General features: G+C 60.4%; 15 protein-coding genes. 4 read left to right on the forward strand and 11 right to left on the reverse strand.

The features are described 5' to 3' along the window. The first annotated feature begins 12 nt into the window (after positions 1 to 12). Positions 13 to 306 carry a DUF1330 domain-containing protein gene (locus AAHK20_RS04985; protein WP_449180333.1) on the forward strand — a complete coding sequence of 98 codons (294 nt, stop codon included), beginning with the start codon at positions 13 to 15 and terminating at the stop codon, positions 304 to 306. 47 nt (positions 307 to 353) lie between these two features. Here AAHK20_RS04985 and AAHK20_RS04990 read toward each other — a convergent pair whose 3' ends face one another. Continuing rightward, complete coding sequence (locus tag AAHK20_RS04990; RefSeq protein ID WP_449180334.1) at positions 354 to 1,235, reverse strand: LysR family transcriptional regulator; 882 nt, start codon at positions 1,233 to 1,235, stop codon at positions 354 to 356. A 125-nt stretch (positions 1,236 to 1,360) separates the two neighbouring features. Between AAHK20_RS04990 and AAHK20_RS04995 the strand changes: the two genes are divergently transcribed. Beyond that, positions 1,361 to 2,125, forward strand: a complete 765-nt coding sequence (locus tag AAHK20_RS04995) for a TerC family protein (RefSeq protein ID WP_449180335.1) — start codon at positions 1,361 to 1,363, stop codon at positions 2,123 to 2,125. Here the strand turns inward: AAHK20_RS04995 and AAHK20_RS05000 are convergent. The 4 genes from AAHK20_RS05000 to AAHK20_RS05015 are packed head-to-tail and all read right to left on the reverse strand — an operon-like array spanning position 2,099 to position 6,425. Continuing rightward, a complete protein-coding gene (locus AAHK20_RS05000) occupies positions 2,099 to 2,422 on the reverse strand; it encodes a hypothetical protein (RefSeq protein ID WP_449180336.1) in 324 nt (107 codons plus the stop codon). The two genes, AAHK20_RS04995 and AAHK20_RS05000, sit on opposite strands and share 27 nt — an antisense overlap. Positions 2,423 to 2,439: 17 nt before the next feature. Next, positions 2,440 to 3,495: a sugar-transfer associated ATP-grasp domain-containing protein gene (locus AAHK20_RS05005; RefSeq protein WP_449180337.1), complete on the reverse strand. Its 1,056-nt coding sequence runs from the start codon at positions 3,493 to 3,495 to the stop codon at positions 2,440 to 2,442. A gap of 9 nt (positions 3,496 to 3,504) precedes the next feature. Beyond that, positions 3,505 to 4,887 carry an undecaprenyl-phosphate glucose phosphotransferase gene (locus AAHK20_RS05010; RefSeq protein ID WP_449180588.1) on the reverse strand — a complete coding sequence of 461 codons (1,383 nt, stop codon included), beginning with the start codon at positions 4,885 to 4,887 and terminating at the stop codon, positions 3,505 to 3,507. A gap of 35 nt (positions 4,888 to 4,922) precedes the next feature. Next, positions 4,923 to 6,425 (reverse strand): mannose-1-phosphate guanylyltransferase/mannose-6-phosphate isomerase, encoded by a 1,503-nt coding sequence (locus AAHK20_RS05015; RefSeq protein WP_449180589.1) that lies wholly within the window; start codon positions 6,423 to 6,425, stop codon positions 4,923 to 4,925. 273 nt (positions 6,426 to 6,698) lie between these two features. Here AAHK20_RS05015 and AAHK20_RS05020 point away from each other — a divergent pair, with 273 nt between their 5' ends. Further along, positions 6,699 to 7,919, forward strand: a complete 1,221-nt coding sequence (locus AAHK20_RS05020; protein WP_449180338.1) for an O-antigen ligase family protein — start codon at positions 6,699 to 6,701, stop codon at positions 7,917 to 7,919. A gap of 6 nt (positions 7,920 to 7,925) precedes the next feature. Next, complete coding sequence (locus tag AAHK20_RS05025; protein ID WP_449180339.1) at positions 7,926 to 8,561, forward strand: phosphatase PAP2 family protein; 636 nt, start codon at positions 7,926 to 7,928, stop codon at positions 8,559 to 8,561. Here the strand turns inward: AAHK20_RS05025 and AAHK20_RS05030 are convergent. From AAHK20_RS05030 to AAHK20_RS05055, 6 genes are all read right to left on the reverse strand, one after another. Continuing rightward, positions 8,537 to 9,724, reverse strand: coding sequence for a glycosyltransferase family 4 protein (locus AAHK20_RS05030; RefSeq protein WP_449180590.1), 1,188 nt, complete (start codon positions 9,722 to 9,724; stop codon positions 8,537 to 8,539). The genes AAHK20_RS05025 and AAHK20_RS05030 overlap by 25 nt on opposite strands. Positions 9,725 to 9,776: 52 nt before the next feature. Next, positions 9,777 to 11,084, reverse strand: coding sequence for a lipopolysaccharide biosynthesis protein (locus AAHK20_RS05035; RefSeq protein ID WP_449180340.1), 1,308 nt, complete (start codon positions 11,082 to 11,084; stop codon positions 9,777 to 9,779). A 29-nt stretch (positions 11,085 to 11,113) separates the two neighbouring features. After that, complete coding sequence (locus AAHK20_RS05040) at positions 11,114 to 12,124, reverse strand: glycosyltransferase family 2 protein (protein ID WP_449180341.1); 1,011 nt, start codon at positions 12,122 to 12,124, stop codon at positions 11,114 to 11,116. 42 nt (positions 12,125 to 12,166) lie between these two features. After that, entirely contained in the window at positions 12,167 to 13,630 is a 1,464-nt protein-coding gene (locus AAHK20_RS05045; protein WP_449180342.1) for a hypothetical protein, read from the reverse strand. A 3-nt stretch (positions 13,631 to 13,633) separates the two neighbouring features. Then, entirely contained in the window at positions 13,634 to 14,749 is a 1,116-nt protein-coding gene (locus tag AAHK20_RS05050; RefSeq protein WP_449180343.1) for a glycosyltransferase family 4 protein, read from the reverse strand. An 82-nt stretch (positions 14,750 to 14,831) separates the two neighbouring features. After that, positions 14,832 to 17,177, reverse strand: a complete 2,346-nt coding sequence (locus AAHK20_RS05055) for a polysaccharide biosynthesis tyrosine autokinase (protein WP_449180344.1) — start codon at positions 17,175 to 17,177, stop codon at positions 14,832 to 14,834. Between the last annotated feature and the right edge of the window lie 770 nt (positions 17,178 to 17,947).

Here is a 17,947-nt window from a genome sequence, read left to right on the forward strand (position 1 = left end):
ATGGAGGTTGCTGTGGCAAAAGGATATTGGGTTTCCGCTTATCGGAAGATTCTGGACACCGAGGGGTTGGCCGCTTATGCAAAGCTCGCCACGCCCGCGATTCAGGACGGAGGCGGACGGTTTCTCACTCGAAGCGTAGCCGTGTATGCGAGCGGCGCCGGCATTCAAGAGCGTACGGTCGTCATCGAATTCGACAGCCTCGATCGCGCACTCGCCACGTATAAAAGCGACGCGTATCAAGCGGCCCTGGCCGCGCTCGGCAATTCCGTCGAACGAGATTTCCGCATTATCGAAGGCACTGAATAAGCGCATTGCGCGCATCCGAGCCAGCCGCCGCTTTTGCGGCGGCGCCTTCAGCCGCGCGCCGCCGCAATCACCCGCGACGCCAGCGCATGATGCTGCCCGCGCCGCGAGCGGATCGCGTGGATCTCCTCGGCCACGTCTTCCGCGCGACCGAGCCAGCGCAGACCACGCAGCAGCGACAGGTCGTCCGCGCCCAGTTCGGCGAGCGGAAACACACCGAGTCCGCGCGCCGCGAAGACCGCCATCAACGCACTGTCCTCGAATTCGCCGGCAATCCGCGGCCGGATGCCCTCGGCCTCGAACCAGCGGTCCAGCCGGGCGCGCAGCGCGCCGTGCGCGGTGGGCAACAGCACGGGCACGTCGGCGAGGCATTGGGGAAAGTGATCGCGGGCCGACTTCCGCACGAGTTCCGCCGGACCGTACCAGTCGACCGGCGACGCAACAAGCCGCTCGCTGACGAGCCGCAGATCCGCGTCGTGCGGCGCCGGCCGGCACGCGAGCACGAGATCGAGCCGGTGCAGCGCGAGTTCCGACATCAGCTCCGCATGTTCGCCCTCGTGACACAGTAGCCGCAGCGACGGCGTGCCGAGCACCGGCTCGAGCAGGGCACGCGCGGCGAGCTTCGAAATGCCGTCGGACAGCCCAATCGCAAGGCGAGCCGTGCTCTCGCCGTCCGTGTCGCGCATCTCTTCGAGCAGCGCCTCGCCTAGATGGAAGATCTGCTCCGCGCGGCTGAAGGCCGTCTCGCCGGCCTCCGTCATCGTGACGCCGCGACCGGCCGGCTTCAGCAGTTGCCGCCCGATCGAGCGCTCCAGCTCCCGCACCTGCGCACTGATGGTCTGGACGGCCATGTCCAGGCGCTCAGCCGCGCGCGCAAAGCCGCCCTCTTTCACGACGATCCAGAAATAGTACAGATGGCGATAGTTCAGCATGGCGCGCTCATTTCGAAAAAACCGATATATCGCTTCGATTATCACTGATTTTTTCGAACCGCCAATTCCGCGATCATGACGGAACCGTTTGATTCGTTCCCATCTAACCGCGCTTGCCCACTTTCATGGACTATCTGCTCGCTCTCATTACCGATCCCGCCGCCTGGGCCGCGCTCGTCACGCTCGTCGTCATGGAAATCGTGCTCGGCGTCGACAATCTGTTGTTCATCGCGATCCTGAGCAAGAAGCTGCCGGAGGCTCAACGCGCCCGCATCCAGCGGATCGGCATTCTGCTCGCGCTCGTGCTTCGGCTGGCCCTGCTTAGCACCGTCGCGTGGATCGCGCAGCTCACGCAACCGGCCTTTGCGTTGTTCGGCCACGGGCTCTCCTGGCGCGACTTGATCCTGATCGGCGGCGGACTGTTCCTCGTCTGGAAGGCGACCAGCGAAATTCACCATCACGTGGCGCGGCCCGACGATGCATCGCCTACCGGCGGCGGCGTGGCTCAATTGACGGCCTGGGCCGCGATCGGCCAGATCCTGATGCTCGACCTCGTGTTCTCGGTCGACAGCATCATCACCGCAGTGGGCATGACGGAGCACGTGCCGATCATGGTGATCGCCGTGATTGCCGCCGTCGGCGCCATGCTGTTCGCCGCGCAGCCGCTCACACGCATCATCGACCGCAATCCGACCATCGTCATGCTGGCGCTCAGCTTCCTGCTGGTGATCGGTATGACGTTGATCGCCGAAGGCTTCGGCTCGCACGTGCCCAAGGGCTACATCTACGCGGCGATGGCGTTCTCCGCGTTCGTCGAGGGCATGAACATGCTGATGCGGCGTGCGAAATCGAAACGGCAGGGATCAGGCGCTGCGAACCACTCGTTTTAGTTCTCTCCAACGCCGCGCCATGTTCAGCAATGACCGCTTAGGCGGCTGAGCGCCTGCTTGTCGATGCGCCATCTGTTGCAGATCATGCCAGTCCTCCTCCAAGGAACTCGCATGACGATCAGGCGAGAACGGCCATTCGATTGCGACGGCGCGCACGCGCGCCGCTTCCCGGCCGTTCTCAAACCTCTCGAGGTAGGCGTTGATCGTCGACGCCTCGCGCACCGCCATGTCCCGGGAGCTCATGGCAATGAAGTCTTCAACGCCTTCGATATGGACGCACCACAACTGATCGCTCACTTCCCTCCTCCAACTCGTCACACCGATTTCAGCCGTTCCCACTTCAAATCGGAAAAGCAGGGCCCCTGAGTTGCCTCGCCGAATTTCACATCGTTGTGTTCGCCGTTCCACTCCATGACCTGCACGTTTTCGTCGACGTCGACAGTCAAGTCCCATCCGATGCAGCGCGCGAACGGGACTTTCCGATGCAGTTCGAGGACGGTACGAACACATTTGGAAAACGCGGGAATCTTCACGCCGAAGAACCCGACGCCGGAGTCCGGATGCGCAGCGGTAGCACACCAGTCGCTCAGGTAGCCCTCCCGAGAAAGCTCACCTGTCGACAAATCGACGGGCACGCAAATTTCGCTCGCAGTGTGAACGTGGGTATCGTTCGCGCGTCCCAGACGCAAGAAACAGGCTCGGATGGAGATGGCGCCGGTGTCGTCAACCACCGTCGTGAAGCGCAGCGTCGCCACTGGCTTAGCCGCAAAGCTATCGAGCAAGCCATGCTGACAGATGAATCGCTGCATGACGCCATTGCCGAGCGCCTTGATCGCGTCGGCACTGAACGTGTTCCTATCGAAGATGAACACGCCCTTGCCTTGCCCGCCTCCATCCAGCTTGAAGATGATCTTCTCGGATTGCCCAAAGACGACATCTTCGATCGCGCGCTCGGAAACCACTACGTTTTCAGTGGTGAAAAACAAGCCGTTAGCAAAGTAGGCAATATCCGGAAAGGCGTCGCTATTGAAGATCATCCGCGTCAACGGCTTCAGCGCCGATATCTTGCCGTACCACCCTTTCATGCTCGGCACCACCACGCCGCCGTAGTAGTTATCCGGAATCCAGCCTTCCTTGAACGTTCCGCTAAACGCCGCGTACACCCGCAGCCAGGGCGCGTAGAGCGCATCGCCAAAGACGTCGCGCGCATAGGCGTCGGCCAGATTCAGGATCGAAGGGTCGGCACGGCCGTAGTGCTTCTCCAATAGCTTGAGCACCTTGGCGGCCTGGACAGCATGGTCCCGGTGGAACTTGTACCGGGCCACCTTTTTCGCGGATTGTCTAAGCCTGCTCTCGATTTCGAATGCCATTGCCTGCAATCAGTACGCGTTGGGATGGTGCAGCCCTTTGAATATCGTCGCCACGATGATCTTGACGTCGAGGCCGAAGGACCAATTGCGCAAGTAATACAAATCGTGCGCGACGCGGCCCTCCATCTTCTCGATACGATCGGTCTCCCCGCGAAAGCCGTTGATCTGTGCCCATCCGGTAATGCCCGGCTTGATCCGATAGCGATGGATGTAGCCCGAGACGATGTTCTGGTAAAGATCGTCGTGCTCGAGCGCATGCGGGCGGGGCCCCACAACCGACATTTCGCCGCGCAGCACATTGAAGAATTGCGGCAATTCATCGAGGCTCGTGCGGCGCAGGAATCCACCCACAGCGGTGATGCGTGGATCGCCGCGTCTCGCTTGCTCGAGCACGCCTTGCTTTTGCTGATGCAAGCGCATGGTGCGGAATTTGTAAATCGTGAAGACCCGGCCATCGGCGCCTTTTCGGCGTTGCTTGAAGAACACCGGTCCGCGCGAACTGAGCTTCACCGCGATCGCGCAGGCGAGCAGGATCGGCGCAATGGCGATCAGCGCACCCAGCGCAAAGAGACGGTCAAAGAGTTCCTTCTTCAACATCGCATTGGGCGGCAATGGCGATGCGGCGAGGTTGATCGTCGGAAGACCCAGCAGATCCGTGACGCTCCCTTCGAAAAGCGCAAGCGCACGGACATCGGGCATGAAGCGGATATTGATCAAGTCGTTGCGAAACTCGTCGACGAGCCTGAGAATCGCGCGCTCCTCGGTCAGCGGCAAGGCCAGCCAGACCTCACCGATATGCTGTTCGCGAACGTACCGCGCGAAGGCCGCATGTTCGTCGAAAAGCGGCACGCGCGCGGTCGCGGTCGCACGTGTGCCCCGACTCGGGCTGAAGACAGCCTTGGCACGAAAGCCGGCTTCATGCGCCGCCTCCATCTTCTGGATGATTTCGTCGCAGTGTTCTCCGCTCGCTGCCACTGCGACCTGCTGCAGATTCAATCCGGCGTTGCGTACGCGTCCGAGCAAACTGTGTGTCACCAATCGGCCGGCCATCATCGCGGCACCGGAGATACCGGTCCAATACGCACACCAGAGACGCGAGACATAGTCGCTACGATGCAGCGAGAACATCAACGCCATGGCGCAGACCTGCACGGCGAGCCATGCGAGCGCGACATGCCCTGCCAGCGCCCGCTTCGAACGGCCGCGCCATGATGCATAGACGCCGAGCGCAGGAAAAACCGCCAGTGAAAGCGCCGCGGCAAACGCCACGAACGCCAGATAGACACTTCCCTGTGAGAGTTCATTGAAGCGGATGTGCGAAGCCGCGAAGGCACCGGCCACTATCATCGCAACATCGAACACTCTCGCTAGTACACCTGTAATCAAACGCATCGCGGCCTCCCAGAGCGTGCTTTCGCCATGGCCGATCAGCCGCATCGGCCATACTTGTCGTCGAACCTGACGATATCGTCCTCGCCAAGATAGGTACCCGACTGGACCTCGATGATCTGCAAGGGCACGCGCCCAGGATTCTCGAGACGATGACGCACCCCCAGTGGTATGTAAGTCGACTCGTTCTCGCCGAGCAGAAACTGTTCCTCCCCGCGCGTGACGAGCGCCGTTCCGCTCACGACGACCCAATGCTCCGCACGGTGGTGATGCATTTGCAACGACAAGCGAGCGCCAGGACTGACGACGATGCGCTTCACCTGGAAGCGATCGCCATGGTCGATGGAATCGTAAAAGCCCCATGGACGGCGCACCTTTCGGTGGGCGTCGGCTTCCGGCGCTTTATCGCGCTTGATGCGCGACACGAGGCCCTTGATGTCCTGCACGTGCGAGCGATCCGCAACCAGCACGGCGTCGTCGGTTTCGACGACCACCAAGTCGTTTGTACCGACACATGCCACCAGCCGTCCGCCCTCGGAACGCGCATACGTCGTGGCGGCTCCCTCGAACAGCACACGGCCGCTCGATGCATTGCCCAACTCGTCTTTGTCCATCGCTTGCCAGACCGCGTCCCACGAGCCGAGATCGGACCAGCCTGCATCGAGCGGCACCACCACGCCTTTGAACGGCGAATCCGCTTTGCCAAGCTGCTCCATTACCGCGTAATCGATCGAATCGGATGGCGAGCGTTGAAACTCCGCTGCGCCGGGAATAATGCAATCGTCCGACTTCGTGGCGCATTCATGCGCCTTAAGACACGCGCCGTGCATCTCGGGTTGAAACCGTGCGATGACGTCGAGCCACACCGACGCACGCACCACGAACATGCCGCTGTTCCACCAGTACGCGCCCGATTCGACATACTGTGCGGCAAGCTCCGCAGCGGGCTTCTCGACAAAACGCTCGATCTGATGGGCGCCATTCAGCAAGGCCCGGCCGAGACGGATGTAGCCGAAGCCCGTATCGGGCCTGTCAGGCGGCACACCGAGCGTCGCGATCGCGCCGGACTGCGCAAAACGCGCGGCGATATCGATGGCCCGATGCAGCGCATCGATATCGGCAATCGCGTGGTCCGCGGGCATGGCCACCAGGATCGCGTCCTGGCCATCCGCGCATGCGGTCAGCGCGGCGAGCGTCAATGCCGGCGCAGTATCACGGCGAGCCGGCTCCACCACGATGCGCGCGCTCACGCCGCTTTCGCGAGCCTGTTCGCTGGTCGCAAAGTAATGCTCCGCACCGCATACGATCACCGGTTCGGGCACAACCTCCCAGCCAGCAGCGAAGCCGCGCATTCTCGCCATGGTGGCCTGCAGCAAAGTCTGATCGCCTACAACGTCGATCAACTGCTTTGGAAACTGCTCGCGCGACACCGGCCAAAGACGAGTGCCGGACCCGCCCGCCAGAATCACCTGCACAAGCCGCGAACACTCCGGGTACCCGCGATCCATCGCGGCGACCTCAGCCTCTTCCACCCTCACCATGACATGACTCATTCGCTTTCCTCTTCGTTGCAATCAGACGCTAACTGCTAAGCCGATGCGTTGAATCATAGGAACGCTACGCTGCACCACAGCATTTTTGGCGCGATCAGTTGAGGTTTTGGCCCTGTTCGTCAGACCCGCTTTTCATCGCTTCGGACAAACTTGACCTGTGGACAATGAGACGCCGCAAGGCCGTGTCACATCTCTCCGGTATGTTTGTTGCGGCATGTGCTGCCGGCTTCAACGGAGCTAGATCCGTCTTTTGGAGTGGCAATGGCCTACATATCGTTATTTGCGTTATTCCTGACCGTTACCAATCTGGTCCCCGTTAGCGCCGCGGGATTTGTACCGATCGTCTTTTGCTCATGGCGCTTTTTCGGAAGAAGTTACCCCGCGTTCATGACTCCGCTTACGGCCTTCACGCTCGTTGCGGTGGTCTCGACCTTGCTGTACGACCCACGCTCATTTCTCGTATTCGACTTCTATCGGCGCGACGGAAATTTCTTCATCTCGTACGCGCCCGTTTTCGCGGGGTGCCTCTACGCGCACCGCTGGGATCTGAACAAAATCCTTCGAACGTTCTTCATCTTCGCGGTGATCATCAACATTCCGCCTTACGCTCAGTACATTCTGCACAACGGGTTGCTGAGCATCTTCCGGCATCCGGACGATAGCTTTGGCAGCTACTTCATCGCTCGCAATGCGGCCGGGGGCTTCTTGGCCATGTTGTTTTGTCTAGGCGCGGCGTGCTACTTGCAAAGGAGAAGCAAGTGGCTTCTCGCGCTGCTTGGCTTGAATTTACTGATGCTCTTCTCGACCTATAGCCGCGGTTCGTTGCTCGGTGCCGCCGCCATTTTTCCCTACCTGTACTTCGGCCGTAAGCGCTGGATGCTGGCCACGTTGATGGCGGGCCTTGTGGTCGCTTCTCTTGCGATGGCGATCTATCACACCGATCCGTCGGTCGATTACATGGGCTACCGCTTTTCCATTCACAACTCGGATGCCAAGGTCGCCAACCTGGACATCCGCTACGAATGGCTCTGGCCGCGGGCGCTCGCGTACTTCGAGCAAAGCCCGATCGTCGGCCTCGGCTTCGGTTCGTTCGACGATCACATCGGCAGCCTGACGTCTTACTTCCATCTTTTCGCGGTGCCTTCCGACGTCATCATCGAACACAGCGACTCTCACGCCCACAACTCTTACCTGAACATCCTCGCGGAACTCGGCATCGTCGGCCTTGTTCTGATGTTGAGTTTCTTTTGGAAACTGATCGAGTGGAGCCAGAACGGCGCAGCGGCCGCTGCGCTCGTAGCACGTGGGCAGAACTTCACAGCCTTCAGGTTCGTCGAGATCTCGTCCATTTGTTTGCTTGTGATGTCGGCGACCGAGCATCGGCTCGTTACGCCGTCGAATGTCCTGATCCTTTCGCTCGTCATCTCTCTGCTGCTCGCGTCGCGATCGGTTGTCGCGAGCGAGCCTTTGGAGAGTCAGTAGAAATTTATGTGGAACGTGTTCACCAACATCGGCGATGCCGCCGTTACGCTGCCTGTGGCGGCGATTTGCGCAGGCTGGATCGCCGTATTCGATGTCCGGCTGGCATGCCGATGGATTGCGGCGCTCGCCGCTGGCATGGTCGTGGTCGGCGCGACCAAGATCCTCTATTACGGCTGGGGTCTATCGCTGGCGGCATCGGGTTTGCGTGTCGTTAGCGGACACACCATGCTGTCGACTGCGGTCTGGATCGTCGCGATCGCGCTACAGTTGAAATGGTGGCGTCTGCCACCGCTCTTGGGCATCGTCGCCGGCATGGTCGTTGGCGTTCTGACGGGCATCGCCCGAGTCATGGACCACTCGCACTCGCTGCCCGAAGTGCTTTCCGGCTGGGTCTTGGGCGCGCTAGTGGCTGCGGTCTTTTTGCGCAGCGCGCTCAAGGTCGAATTCGAGCGTCCGTGGCCGATGGGGTCGGCCATCAGCCTGCTGTTGGTCTCAGCGCTCGCCTATGGGCACCAGGCGCCGCTTCAGGATCTGATCGAGACGCACGCGCCGGAGATCCACGAACGTGTCCCCTCTGTCGTCGCTCTCTTCCATCCGTTTTTGTATCGCATCCAGTCTCACGTCGTCGCGCCGGCAAGATGAAGCTCCTCTTCAGCCGACTGTTCGCTGGCGCGAGAGGGCACCTCCTCGAAGAATCCATGCGGAAACTGTTCGTCGATGAACGACATCAGCGCCGCCTTGAAATTCTCGGACGAGAAACGCTCCGCGTTCCGGCGGATTTGATGCGGATCGAACAGGTGTCCGCTGCGCTCAAACCGCCCGACCGCCGTCAGTAGCGACTCCGGTGTCTGCTCGCTGAAGAACACACCCGTGGGCCTTTCGAGCGGCAGCCCCACCACGGACTCGAGCGCGCCGCCCTTGCCGAATGCGATCACCGGCGTGCCACACGCCTGAGCCTCCACCACGGAGATACCGAAGTCCTCTTCAGCCGCAAACACGAACGCACGGGCTCGCCGCAAATGATCGACGAGAACGTCCGACGGCTGATGACCGAGAATGGCGACGTTGTGCCCCGCAATCGACTTGATCCTCTTCATCTCGGGACCATCTCCGATCACCACCAGCCGGCGCTCCGGCGTCTTCGAAAACGCCTGCACGATCAGGTCGATACGCTTATAAGGCACCATGCGCGACGCCGTCACGTAAAAGTCGTCCTTTCGCGTGCACATCGTCATGTTCTTGAGATCGACGGGCGGATAGATGACTGTTGCGTCACGGTGGTACGCCTTTTGGATTCGGCGCGCAATGAACTGCGAATTCGCGAGAAGGTGATCGACGCCATTCGCCGAGCGCGAATCCCAGCCACGGATGTAATGCAGCAGAAGACGCGCCATCGCAGACTTGATGCCGTCAGTCAGATGCGCTTCCCTGAGATATTGATGCTGTAAATCCCACGCGTAGCGAATGGGTGAATGAACATAGCTGACGTGAATCTGGTTCGGCCCGGTCAGCACGCCTTTCGCCACTGCATGCGAGCTGGAAATGACGAGATCGTAGGCGGAGAGGTCCACCTGCTCGATGGCAATCGGCATCAAAGGCAAATAGGCACGGTAGCGCCTTTTGGCAAACGGCAGCCTTTGAATGAAGGAGGTTTCGACCGGCTTGCCCTTCACCACCTCGCGGTCTTCCAAGAAATCCACTATCGCGAAGAGGTCTGCCGTCGGGAAGCACTCGATGATGTTCTTCAAAACCTTTTCGGCACCTCCCGATACCACCAGCCAATCGTGAACAATAGCGACTTTCACTGCGACCTCCTGTAAATTTGCGACCCAACCTATCGCGTTTAGCGAATACGACTCAATCGTCCTTTGCCTGCATCCGGCCATTCCATGCAAGCCGAAGCATCCCGACCGTCCGCGTGGCTCCGGGCACGAGGCCAATCAAATCCAAGCGGATCATGATGCCCATGAGCACGACGGACAGTGTCAACTCGCCAATCACGCGCGCGAATGCCATTCCGATCGCGCCAAATCGAGGCGCAAGAATCAGGGCCGCGGCGAGATTGGCGAGACCCGAGATGACTCCGGCTATGGCCATCGGCCGATCCTTCTTGCGCGGCACGAACACATAAAACGCAACGAACTCGTTGAACGCAACGAGCGGGAACATCCAGGCAAAGCACTGCAGAACGCGCGCGCTCGGTTCAAAGGCCGCGCCGAAAATCAAAGGCAGCACGAGAGGAGACAACGCCAGCGCGCCGCAGAAGACCAACAGTCCATAGCCCATCAGCAACATGGCGCCGCGCCGGGTCGTGGCGTGCGCGCCCTCCTTGTCTCCCTGCGCGAGTTGCCGGGAGATCGTCGGGACGAACACTTGCGCCGCCGGGCCCATCAGGCTGAGCCCGACAGTCGCGAAGCGTTCGGCGGCACCGAAATAACCCACCTGTGTCGGCGTGGACAACAACGTCAGCAGGTAGGTCGAAGACGCGGTGAGGATGGCGGAGGCCGACGAATAGCAGAACAGCATCGTCGAACCTCGCATGAGAGGAACGACGCCGGCCAGGCTGAGGCGCGGCCATCCGAGCTGCGCGGTGGCAAGACCATATGAAATCAGCAAAGACGCCACGCCCGCGATCAACAGGCTCGCCAGCACCCATACGGAATCCTGCGGCCCTCTTACCAGACTGAGAACCAGTACAAGGCTAAGCGCAAAGCCGAACACTTCGATCATGATGGGCGTGCGAAAGCGATGGCGCCCCTGGAACAGCCAACCGAGGTTCAACGCTGACACCACACCCAGCGCCGTAGCCAGTATCCCGATGAGCGGCCGCGCGGACAACGAAGGCGAGCACAGCGTGGCCACCACGCCGATCGCTCCGCCCACGAGCCCTAGCAATAGATGCGTACTGACGTGCAGCGAGTAGATGGCATTGCACTCTTCCACCGTTTTTGCTTTCGACACCTCGCGCATGCCGACGATCGTGCATCCGTAGCTCACCAGCATCCAGATCACATTCATCAGCGACATCGCCGCGAGCACGCGTCCGTACTCCGTGACGCCTAGGACTCTGCCGTAAAACGGCACGACGATAATGAGGTAGACGTACCTCATCAAATAGCCGCCGTAGACAAAGGCAATGACCTTGGCGTTCTCTCGTTTCTCCACACACTTCTCCTTCAATACGGTCGATGCCTTTAGTTCACGGCCCCGCGTCGCCGGGCGAGCGGATTGGCGATATAGCGAACCGCAAAGTCGGAAAGCGGCGCATACGGTACGAGGCACAGACTCGACAGCGCGAGCGTGCCGACTTTCTTTTTCAGGCCCCAGAACGGATTCGCCACGATCGTATGCAGGTAGCTCTGAGAATCGCGCATCATCCAGCGCCATCGGCTTGTAAGCGAGGCGCGATAAACACTCGAGCAGAAGCGCGCCTTCTCATGCGAGAAGTCATAGAACGCGGGCGGAAGCTCGATTTGCAGACGCGTTCGCACGATCTCCCGCAAGATCCTCCAACGCATGCCGACAGCTTCCGGGGCTTTGCTGAGTTTCTCGGAGTTTGCAAACGAGGCGCCCGCACTGTTTGCGTTATGCACGCGATATCCGCCGAGCGACTCGCGAACGGTCGCAACCGGTCCGGTCAACGCAGTCCCGTAGATCGCATAGAAGTCCGCCCCGTAGCGGTTTATCGCCTCTTCGGGAACCGGGAAAATCCGCTTGAGCGCGCTCACGCGATAAGCGTTGCCCGACGCAGGCGGAGACGGATAGAGCCAGCCGCCCTGCAGCAGCCGCCCACAATCGGCGGGAGGCGCGGTATGGGGCACGTGGGCGCCAGTCAGCTGGCCCAGCGTGTCCATGACATCGAGACTGAACTGCACCTTTGCCCACTCACCGCCTTCAAAGAACCGCATCACTTCAGAAGCGGCGTTCGGGTACAGGATGTCATCGGAATCGAGGAAGATCGCATAGTCCGTCTCCAGCATCCCGACGGCCTGGTTGTAAGCGGACACCTGACCGCCGTTCTCCTTGAAGATCGATGTGATGCGTGTCCCATACGCTTCGATGATCGCCCGCGAGCCGTCGGTCGAGCCGTCATCGATCACCATGACTTGCGTTTGCGCGTAGTCCTGGTGCAATGCCGAGTCGATCGCAGCAGCCAGATAGCGTTCGTAGTTGTAGTTGCAGATCACAATCGTGATGTGTTTCATGATTTCTCGACGCTCTTTAGAACGGTTGGCTCTCTGGATTCGCTAAGACCGAGGACTAACGACGATATAGGCGAGGTGCTTAGGCGGATTGTTGTCGGGTCCGTTGACTTGCGAGGGCACCTTGAACCGAATGTGCAGACTCTCGCCCTCCCATGTCAGTGCGGTGTCGTCACCGGAACTCGCCGCGCCCGTCAGGGCGTCAATGACCTCCACGTGCGGCTGCGCCGGCATCAGTGGTTTCACGCCAGCCGCCGTGACCGTTCGCCAGCCTGGATCCGCGCTGACCTGAATCACGATGTCCTTGCCGGAAAGCAATGCGCTTCCGGCGGCGCCCTGATCGAACCGCAGCGGCTTCGAAAAGCGTGCGAGCGAGCCCCGGACAGTCCGCCGAAGCACGATCAGGCTTTTGCCCGATACGTTGAACGTGCGGGCAGGTGGACCACGATGCGTCAGGCGGAACGACTCGTAGCCGTCCCAGTGATAGACCATCGACAGATACTGATTCGCATCGCTCCAGTCTCGATCGAGAGCCCAGACCGCAAAGTCGAAAAAGTAGCGCGGCAGATAGTGCGGATCCTTCATGTACGCATCGCCGATTTCGGTCTGCCAGATTCCGCGCGCGGGACCGTTCCTAACGTATTGCTCGTACAGCGGATCGAGATCGGATACGGGAAGGTAATGCGTGTCGATGTAGTCGACCCAATCGAGCATCCGCTCGTTCGCCACCGGGGTCCGGTACTCGAGCCATTGCCTGAAATTGTCGAGACCGCCTTGGTCCGGCCATCCGCCGTAAACGACGTACGCCCCGTACTTGCGAATGATCTTGGCCGCCGGAATATGGACGCGCTCGACGTAGTCTTGCATCGCGCGCGCGTACGGTTTCGAGTGCTGCTGGTCGTGGGCGTCGAAGCCTGGACCGTTCCAGAACGTCGCCTGCGGCAGTCCGCCGGACAGCCTGCCCGCCGCCTCGTTCCAGATCTGGAAGTAGCGCAAGTGATAAGGCGGCGCCGAGTACTTGCGGACGACCGCGTCGACATACCGCTTCCAGACATCCACGTCCAAAGGCGCCGAATTCGCGTCGCCCTGCACCGTCGCATTCCACGTTGGCGTGTAACCGAGCAGGAGCAGCGAACCGATGTGATTTCGATTGTTTCCGATGACGAGCGAAGGCAGGTCACTGTCAAATTGCGCACCGGTCCGGTCGACGCGCATCGGATCTTCAGGCCCATCGGGCTGCCCCGGCCCCACTGAGCCGCGCCCCCATGTAATGCCCATTTCGCGCCACATCTGAACATCGCTGACCGATCCTGCCCACCCGTTCGTCCCAATCAGATCCGTGATCCGGCGACCGCGAGGCTCGATCGAGTGCGAATCGCGCACGACCGCAAGCGAGCGCTTCATATACGTCAATTGAAAGGCCGCCCCCGCCAGCGCCGCCAGCGTGCGCAACGCCCGGCGCCTGTTCCCAACACCGCTATTCCGAACCACGCCCCTGCGCGCAAACATCCGCTAGCCCGCCGACGCGCTGGGCGCGAGGTCGTACTGCCGGCCGCTCGCCTGACCATACAGAATCTCGAGCAGTCTCCGAGCCGAGCGCTCCCAGCGGTACTCCCGCGCGTGAGCCAACCCCTTTGCCCGGTAATCACGGCGCAGTCCTTCGTCGGACATCATCTGCGAGACCTTTTCTGCAATGTCGCGAGCAGAGCTTGCGTCGCAATACATGGCGGCATCCCCGCATGCTTCCGGTATCGAGGTCCGCGACGACGCGATCACGGGGCAACCGCAGTACATCGCCTCGAGGGGCGGCAATCCAAAGCCTTCGTACAGCGAGGGAAACAAGAGGCAGCCGGCATTTTCATAAAGCGCTTTCAACTCGCCGTCGGAGACGAAGCCCGCCCACACCACTTGCTTCGAAACTGCTGCGGGCTCAAGCGAGTCATTGTTGAAGACACGAGGATTCCTGCCACCGACGATCACGAACTTGACGTGCTGCAGATGATCGAGCTGATCGATCGCTTCGAGCGCGCGTTGCAGATTCTTGCGCGGATCGAGGCTGCCCACGATGACGCAGTAGGCGTCCTTCTGGAGTTCCAACCGCTTCGTGATGGCAGGATCGGAGACGACCCGGTCGAGGTGATCCGCACCCGGCGTGACGACCGCGATGCGCGAATACTCGATCCCCAGGTGATGGCAGATGCGCTGCTTGGAGTAGGTCGAGACCGTGAGGACCATCGGCGCCATTCTCGGCAGTAGCGAAAAGCAGAGTCGATACCAGAGCCGGAATTTCTGCGAGAACCCCTGCGGCATGTCATAGACCGCCATGTCGTGCACCATCACGACCTGCTGCCGTTTGAAAATCGGATTGGTGTTGCACAAATTGAGGAGCGTCATTCCCCTGGCGGCGATCGGAAGCGTGATCTGCTCCCAAAGCGTGCCGCGCAGCCACGGAAAGCGCCGAAGATGCTTGAGTAGCGAACCTGGCTCAACGGCGTTTGGCGGCACGAAGATCTCCAGATCGTCGTCAGGATTCGCCAGCATCTGCATGGCTCGGATCAATTCATAAGCCACCCTTTGAACACCGGTGATGGGTTGCGATGTGAACTTTCCGTTGATTGCGAAGGCCATGGAGTTCTCCGTTTGACGACGTTACTGATCTTCTAATCGCAACGCGCTTACGACCTTGCGACCTTGCGACCCGGCGGCCAAGTCAGCCCGCCACTTCTTGCGTGCCGAGATCGCTGGCGTAATTCGTCTGGTACCGGTAGCTGCGAGTACTGCGGCGCAGCGGGATGCCGTTGAACACCGCGCCGGCGATACGTCCCTCCGCGCGTTGCATCTTCTTGACCGTGTCCGCGATTTCCTCTTCGCTCTGCATTCCGGAACGCAGAACCAGCAGCGAAGCGCCGGCTTCACCTGCGACGATGGAGGCGTCGGTGACGGCGAGAAACGGCGGCGTATCCACGATCACAAGATCGAACTGAGTCACGAGCCGGTCCAATAGCTCCTTGAAGCGCGGCCTCATGAGAAGCGCCGCGGGGTTCTCCGGACGCGTGCCGCACGCGAGCAGCGACAAGCCGGGGATGCCGGTATGCCGCAACGCGTTGCGCAGTGGAAGGCGATCGGCGAGTACCTCGGAGAGTCCGCCGCGGTTGGTCTGGTAGAAGAACGATGAGAGGTTGCCGCGGCGCATGTCGGCATCGATCAGGACGACCCGCGATCCAATCTCGGCATGCAGGATCGCCAGATTTGCGGCGACGAAGCTTTTTCCGGCCGCCAACGTGGGGCCGGTGACCATCAAGATGTTGTTGCGAGCGTGCGCGAGGTCGCGGGTCACCGCTGTGCGCACGTCACGCAGCGCCTCCACCGATTGGTCGTGCGGAAAACGCGCCGCGAGGACTCGGCTCAAGCCGGGCTGCATGGTCGCCGCCGAGGCCGCTCCGTCCACGACGTCGTGCATGTCGATCACGGGTTCGCATCGCTCGAAAGGCGGAGCCGTGCGCATCGAGCCAATCGACGCGGGTTTGCCGCGGGTCAGGCTCGGGGCGCTTCGGTCGAGCACCAGCTGTTGCTGACTAAATAGAATCTCCCCGAAAACCGGCACACTCAAGCGACGTTCCACGTACCTCGGGTCCGTCACGCCGATCATGACGTGACGGCGAAAGAAGACCAGCAGCACGCCCGAGACAAGGCCAAGGAGCATGCCGCCCGGTATGACGATCAGGGCCTTCGGCTTGACCGGATGAAGCGGCTCGATCGCCGTGTCGACGACGTGGGCTCCCCCTGTCGTGCTGGCACGCCGAACCTGCAATTGCGCGGCCTTCTGGACCATGCCCAGATAGATCGTTTCCGCGACTTTCTGGGCCCGCATGAGGTCGACGCTCTTGCGCTCGGACGCCGGCAGGCCGTCAAAGCGGCTATCGAATGCCGCCTTCGCGCTTTTCAACTGATCGAGCTGCGCATCGATGTTCTTCACCCACCGGCTGTCGGGTGTATAGCGATTCAGCAGTTCAGTACGTTGTATCTGCAGGCCCGCGATTTGCCGGTCAAAGTCGATGCCGCCTTGCAGATACGATTGCGCCTCGTTCATCGGCTGCATGGTCTGGGCAGTCGCTCGGTAGCGATTGAGCGCATCCTCCGCCTTCTTCAAATCCGAGAGCAAACGCGGAAGCTCGCCTTGAATGAATGCAAGCGTGGCCGTGTCGTTGGCCTGGCGGCTCGCCACCGCCGACGCCAGGTACTGCTGTCCTAGTGCATTGGCGACTTCGGCGGCCTTCTCAGGGCTCGAGTTCGAATAGGACATTTCAATCAGGCCGGATTCCTTGGCCTTGTCGGTAACGGTCACCTCGTTGCCGAAGCGCTTGATGGCATCAAGCGGGTTCCAGCGGACGACCGTAAATTTGGTTCCCGGCCGCGCAGTCAATTCCTTCACCAGCATGGTGACGTCATTCGCTTTGGCGACGGTTCCCACCGTGCCTTTGACCAACACCTCATCCGCCGGATCGCGCAACTCATACGCGCCGTTTCCGAGCGCAACCAAGGTCAGCTTCTCTTCCTCGAATACGTTCGGAACGTCGAGTGCGCCAATCTGAACGCGCTCGCCGCCCCATGCGAACGACTTCAATCCGAGCCATGGAGCAGACGGCTCTCCAGGGGTGGCGAACATCTCCGCGAGGTCGCCCAGTAAGGGAATCTTCTGCGGCGTCACGGTAACGTCGAACCGATATTTCTCGATCACCGGTTCGAGTACGGAACGGCTCTTCATTACGGCCATTTCCGTGACCGGAGACGGTGCGGCGGGAGGAAGCTCTTCCTGGTTCAACAGCGCGATGCCGAGCGCATTCGGCTCAGGCGGATCGACACGCACGAGCACATCCGCTGAATAGATCGGTGAGGCGATGAGCAGATAGGCCACTGCCAATATCAGCGCGAGCGCTGTCGTGGCGACAATCTCCCACACGTGATCCCGCATCAGGTTGAGCATCGCGCTCACGCTGAGCTGGCCGCGTTCCATGCTGGCAACGGGAGGTAGCGAATTCGGAGCGTAGTAATCCACCGGTGTGATCCTTCCGTGTTCGATGGGCAGACCGGCGAAGCGATACCCGCTGCGGCTGCGCTACCCGATCCAATCGCAAACTGGATGGCTAGCGCAGGCGCAGCGTTCGCCGCCGGCACCTCGGAGTGACATGCTGGTTTGCAATGCGCCTGCGAGCCGCGCTCAAAATCTCTTGAGCGGCCGCTGACGATTTAGGTTGTGGCCTACCGTGCAGTAGTTGCGGAAATCATCAAAAACCCACCGTTTCCGTAGTCCATGTATCCAACAGCATCTAATCAATTCGCAATCCACGCTTCTCGCTCGCCAATCGAGCGCCGCGAGATTTCATTAACGGACGAATTGCTCACCGCAATTGGCTTTTATGTTGCACCGAAGCATAGTCGCCGAAAAGCGGATTGAATCCACTTCGGCATATATTCGAGAATTATTGGCCGATTTCGCGGAAGGCATTACAGACGGCGAATTAATGGAAAGCGTTGTTGCCGGTTGCAATTTTTGTAACATGATGAAACAGTGGCAGCAGGTGCTCGTAACATCTCTTTAGTGACAGAATCCCCCCAAATTCATGCTCGCCCAAGCGGATCGCGCCCGAAAACCCTTTGTAAACATGGCAATCAGGCACATGATAATAGGGATCCCAATACCTGGGGCGCTCGTTATTTACGAATACGTCGCAGCGAAAATTACCGATATTGATTATCCCCACCATTATTAGCCGCAACATTTCCAGTAATAGCCCCTCCGGCTCTGACAATTCCGCCAATATAGCT

It is taken from the genome of Trinickia camelliae (assembly GCF_053525655.1).

Bases quoted from the DNA above. Each gene is read 5' to 3' on its own strand.
- AAHK20_RS04990 (WP_449180334.1), bottom strand. From the start codon at position 1,235: ATGCTGAACTATCGCCATCTGTACTATTTCTGGATCGTCGTGAAAGAG.
- AAHK20_RS04995 (WP_449180335.1), top strand. From the start codon at position 1,361: ATGGACTATCTGCTCGCTCTCATTACCGATCCCGCCGCCTGGGCCGCG.
- AAHK20_RS05005 (WP_449180337.1), bottom strand. From the start codon at position 3,495: ATGGCATTCGAAATCGAGAGCAGGCTTAGACAATCCGCGAAAAAGGTG.
- AAHK20_RS05010 (WP_449180588.1), bottom strand. From the start codon at position 4,887: ATGCGTTTGATTACAGGTGTACTAGCGAGAGTGTTCGATGTTGCGATG.
- AAHK20_RS05015 (WP_449180589.1), bottom strand. From the start codon at position 6,425: ATGGTGAGGGTGGAAGAGGCTGAGGTCGCCGCGATGGATCGCGGGTAC.
- AAHK20_RS05020 (WP_449180338.1), top strand. From the start codon at position 6,699: ATGGCCTACATATCGTTATTTGCGTTATTCCTGACCGTTACCAATCTG.
- AAHK20_RS05025 (WP_449180339.1), top strand. From the start codon at position 7,926: ATGTGGAACGTGTTCACCAACATCGGCGATGCCGCCGTTACGCTGCCT.
- AAHK20_RS05040 (WP_449180341.1), bottom strand. From the start codon at position 12,124: ATGAAACACATCACGATTGTGATCTGCAACTACAACTACGAACGCTAT.
- AAHK20_RS05045 (WP_449180342.1), bottom strand. From the start codon at position 13,630: ATGTTTGCGCGCAGGGGCGTGGTTCGGAATAGCGGTGTTGGGAACAGG.
- AAHK20_RS05050 (WP_449180343.1), bottom strand. From the start codon at position 14,749: ATGGCCTTCGCAATCAACGGAAAGTTCACATCGCAACCCATCACCGGT.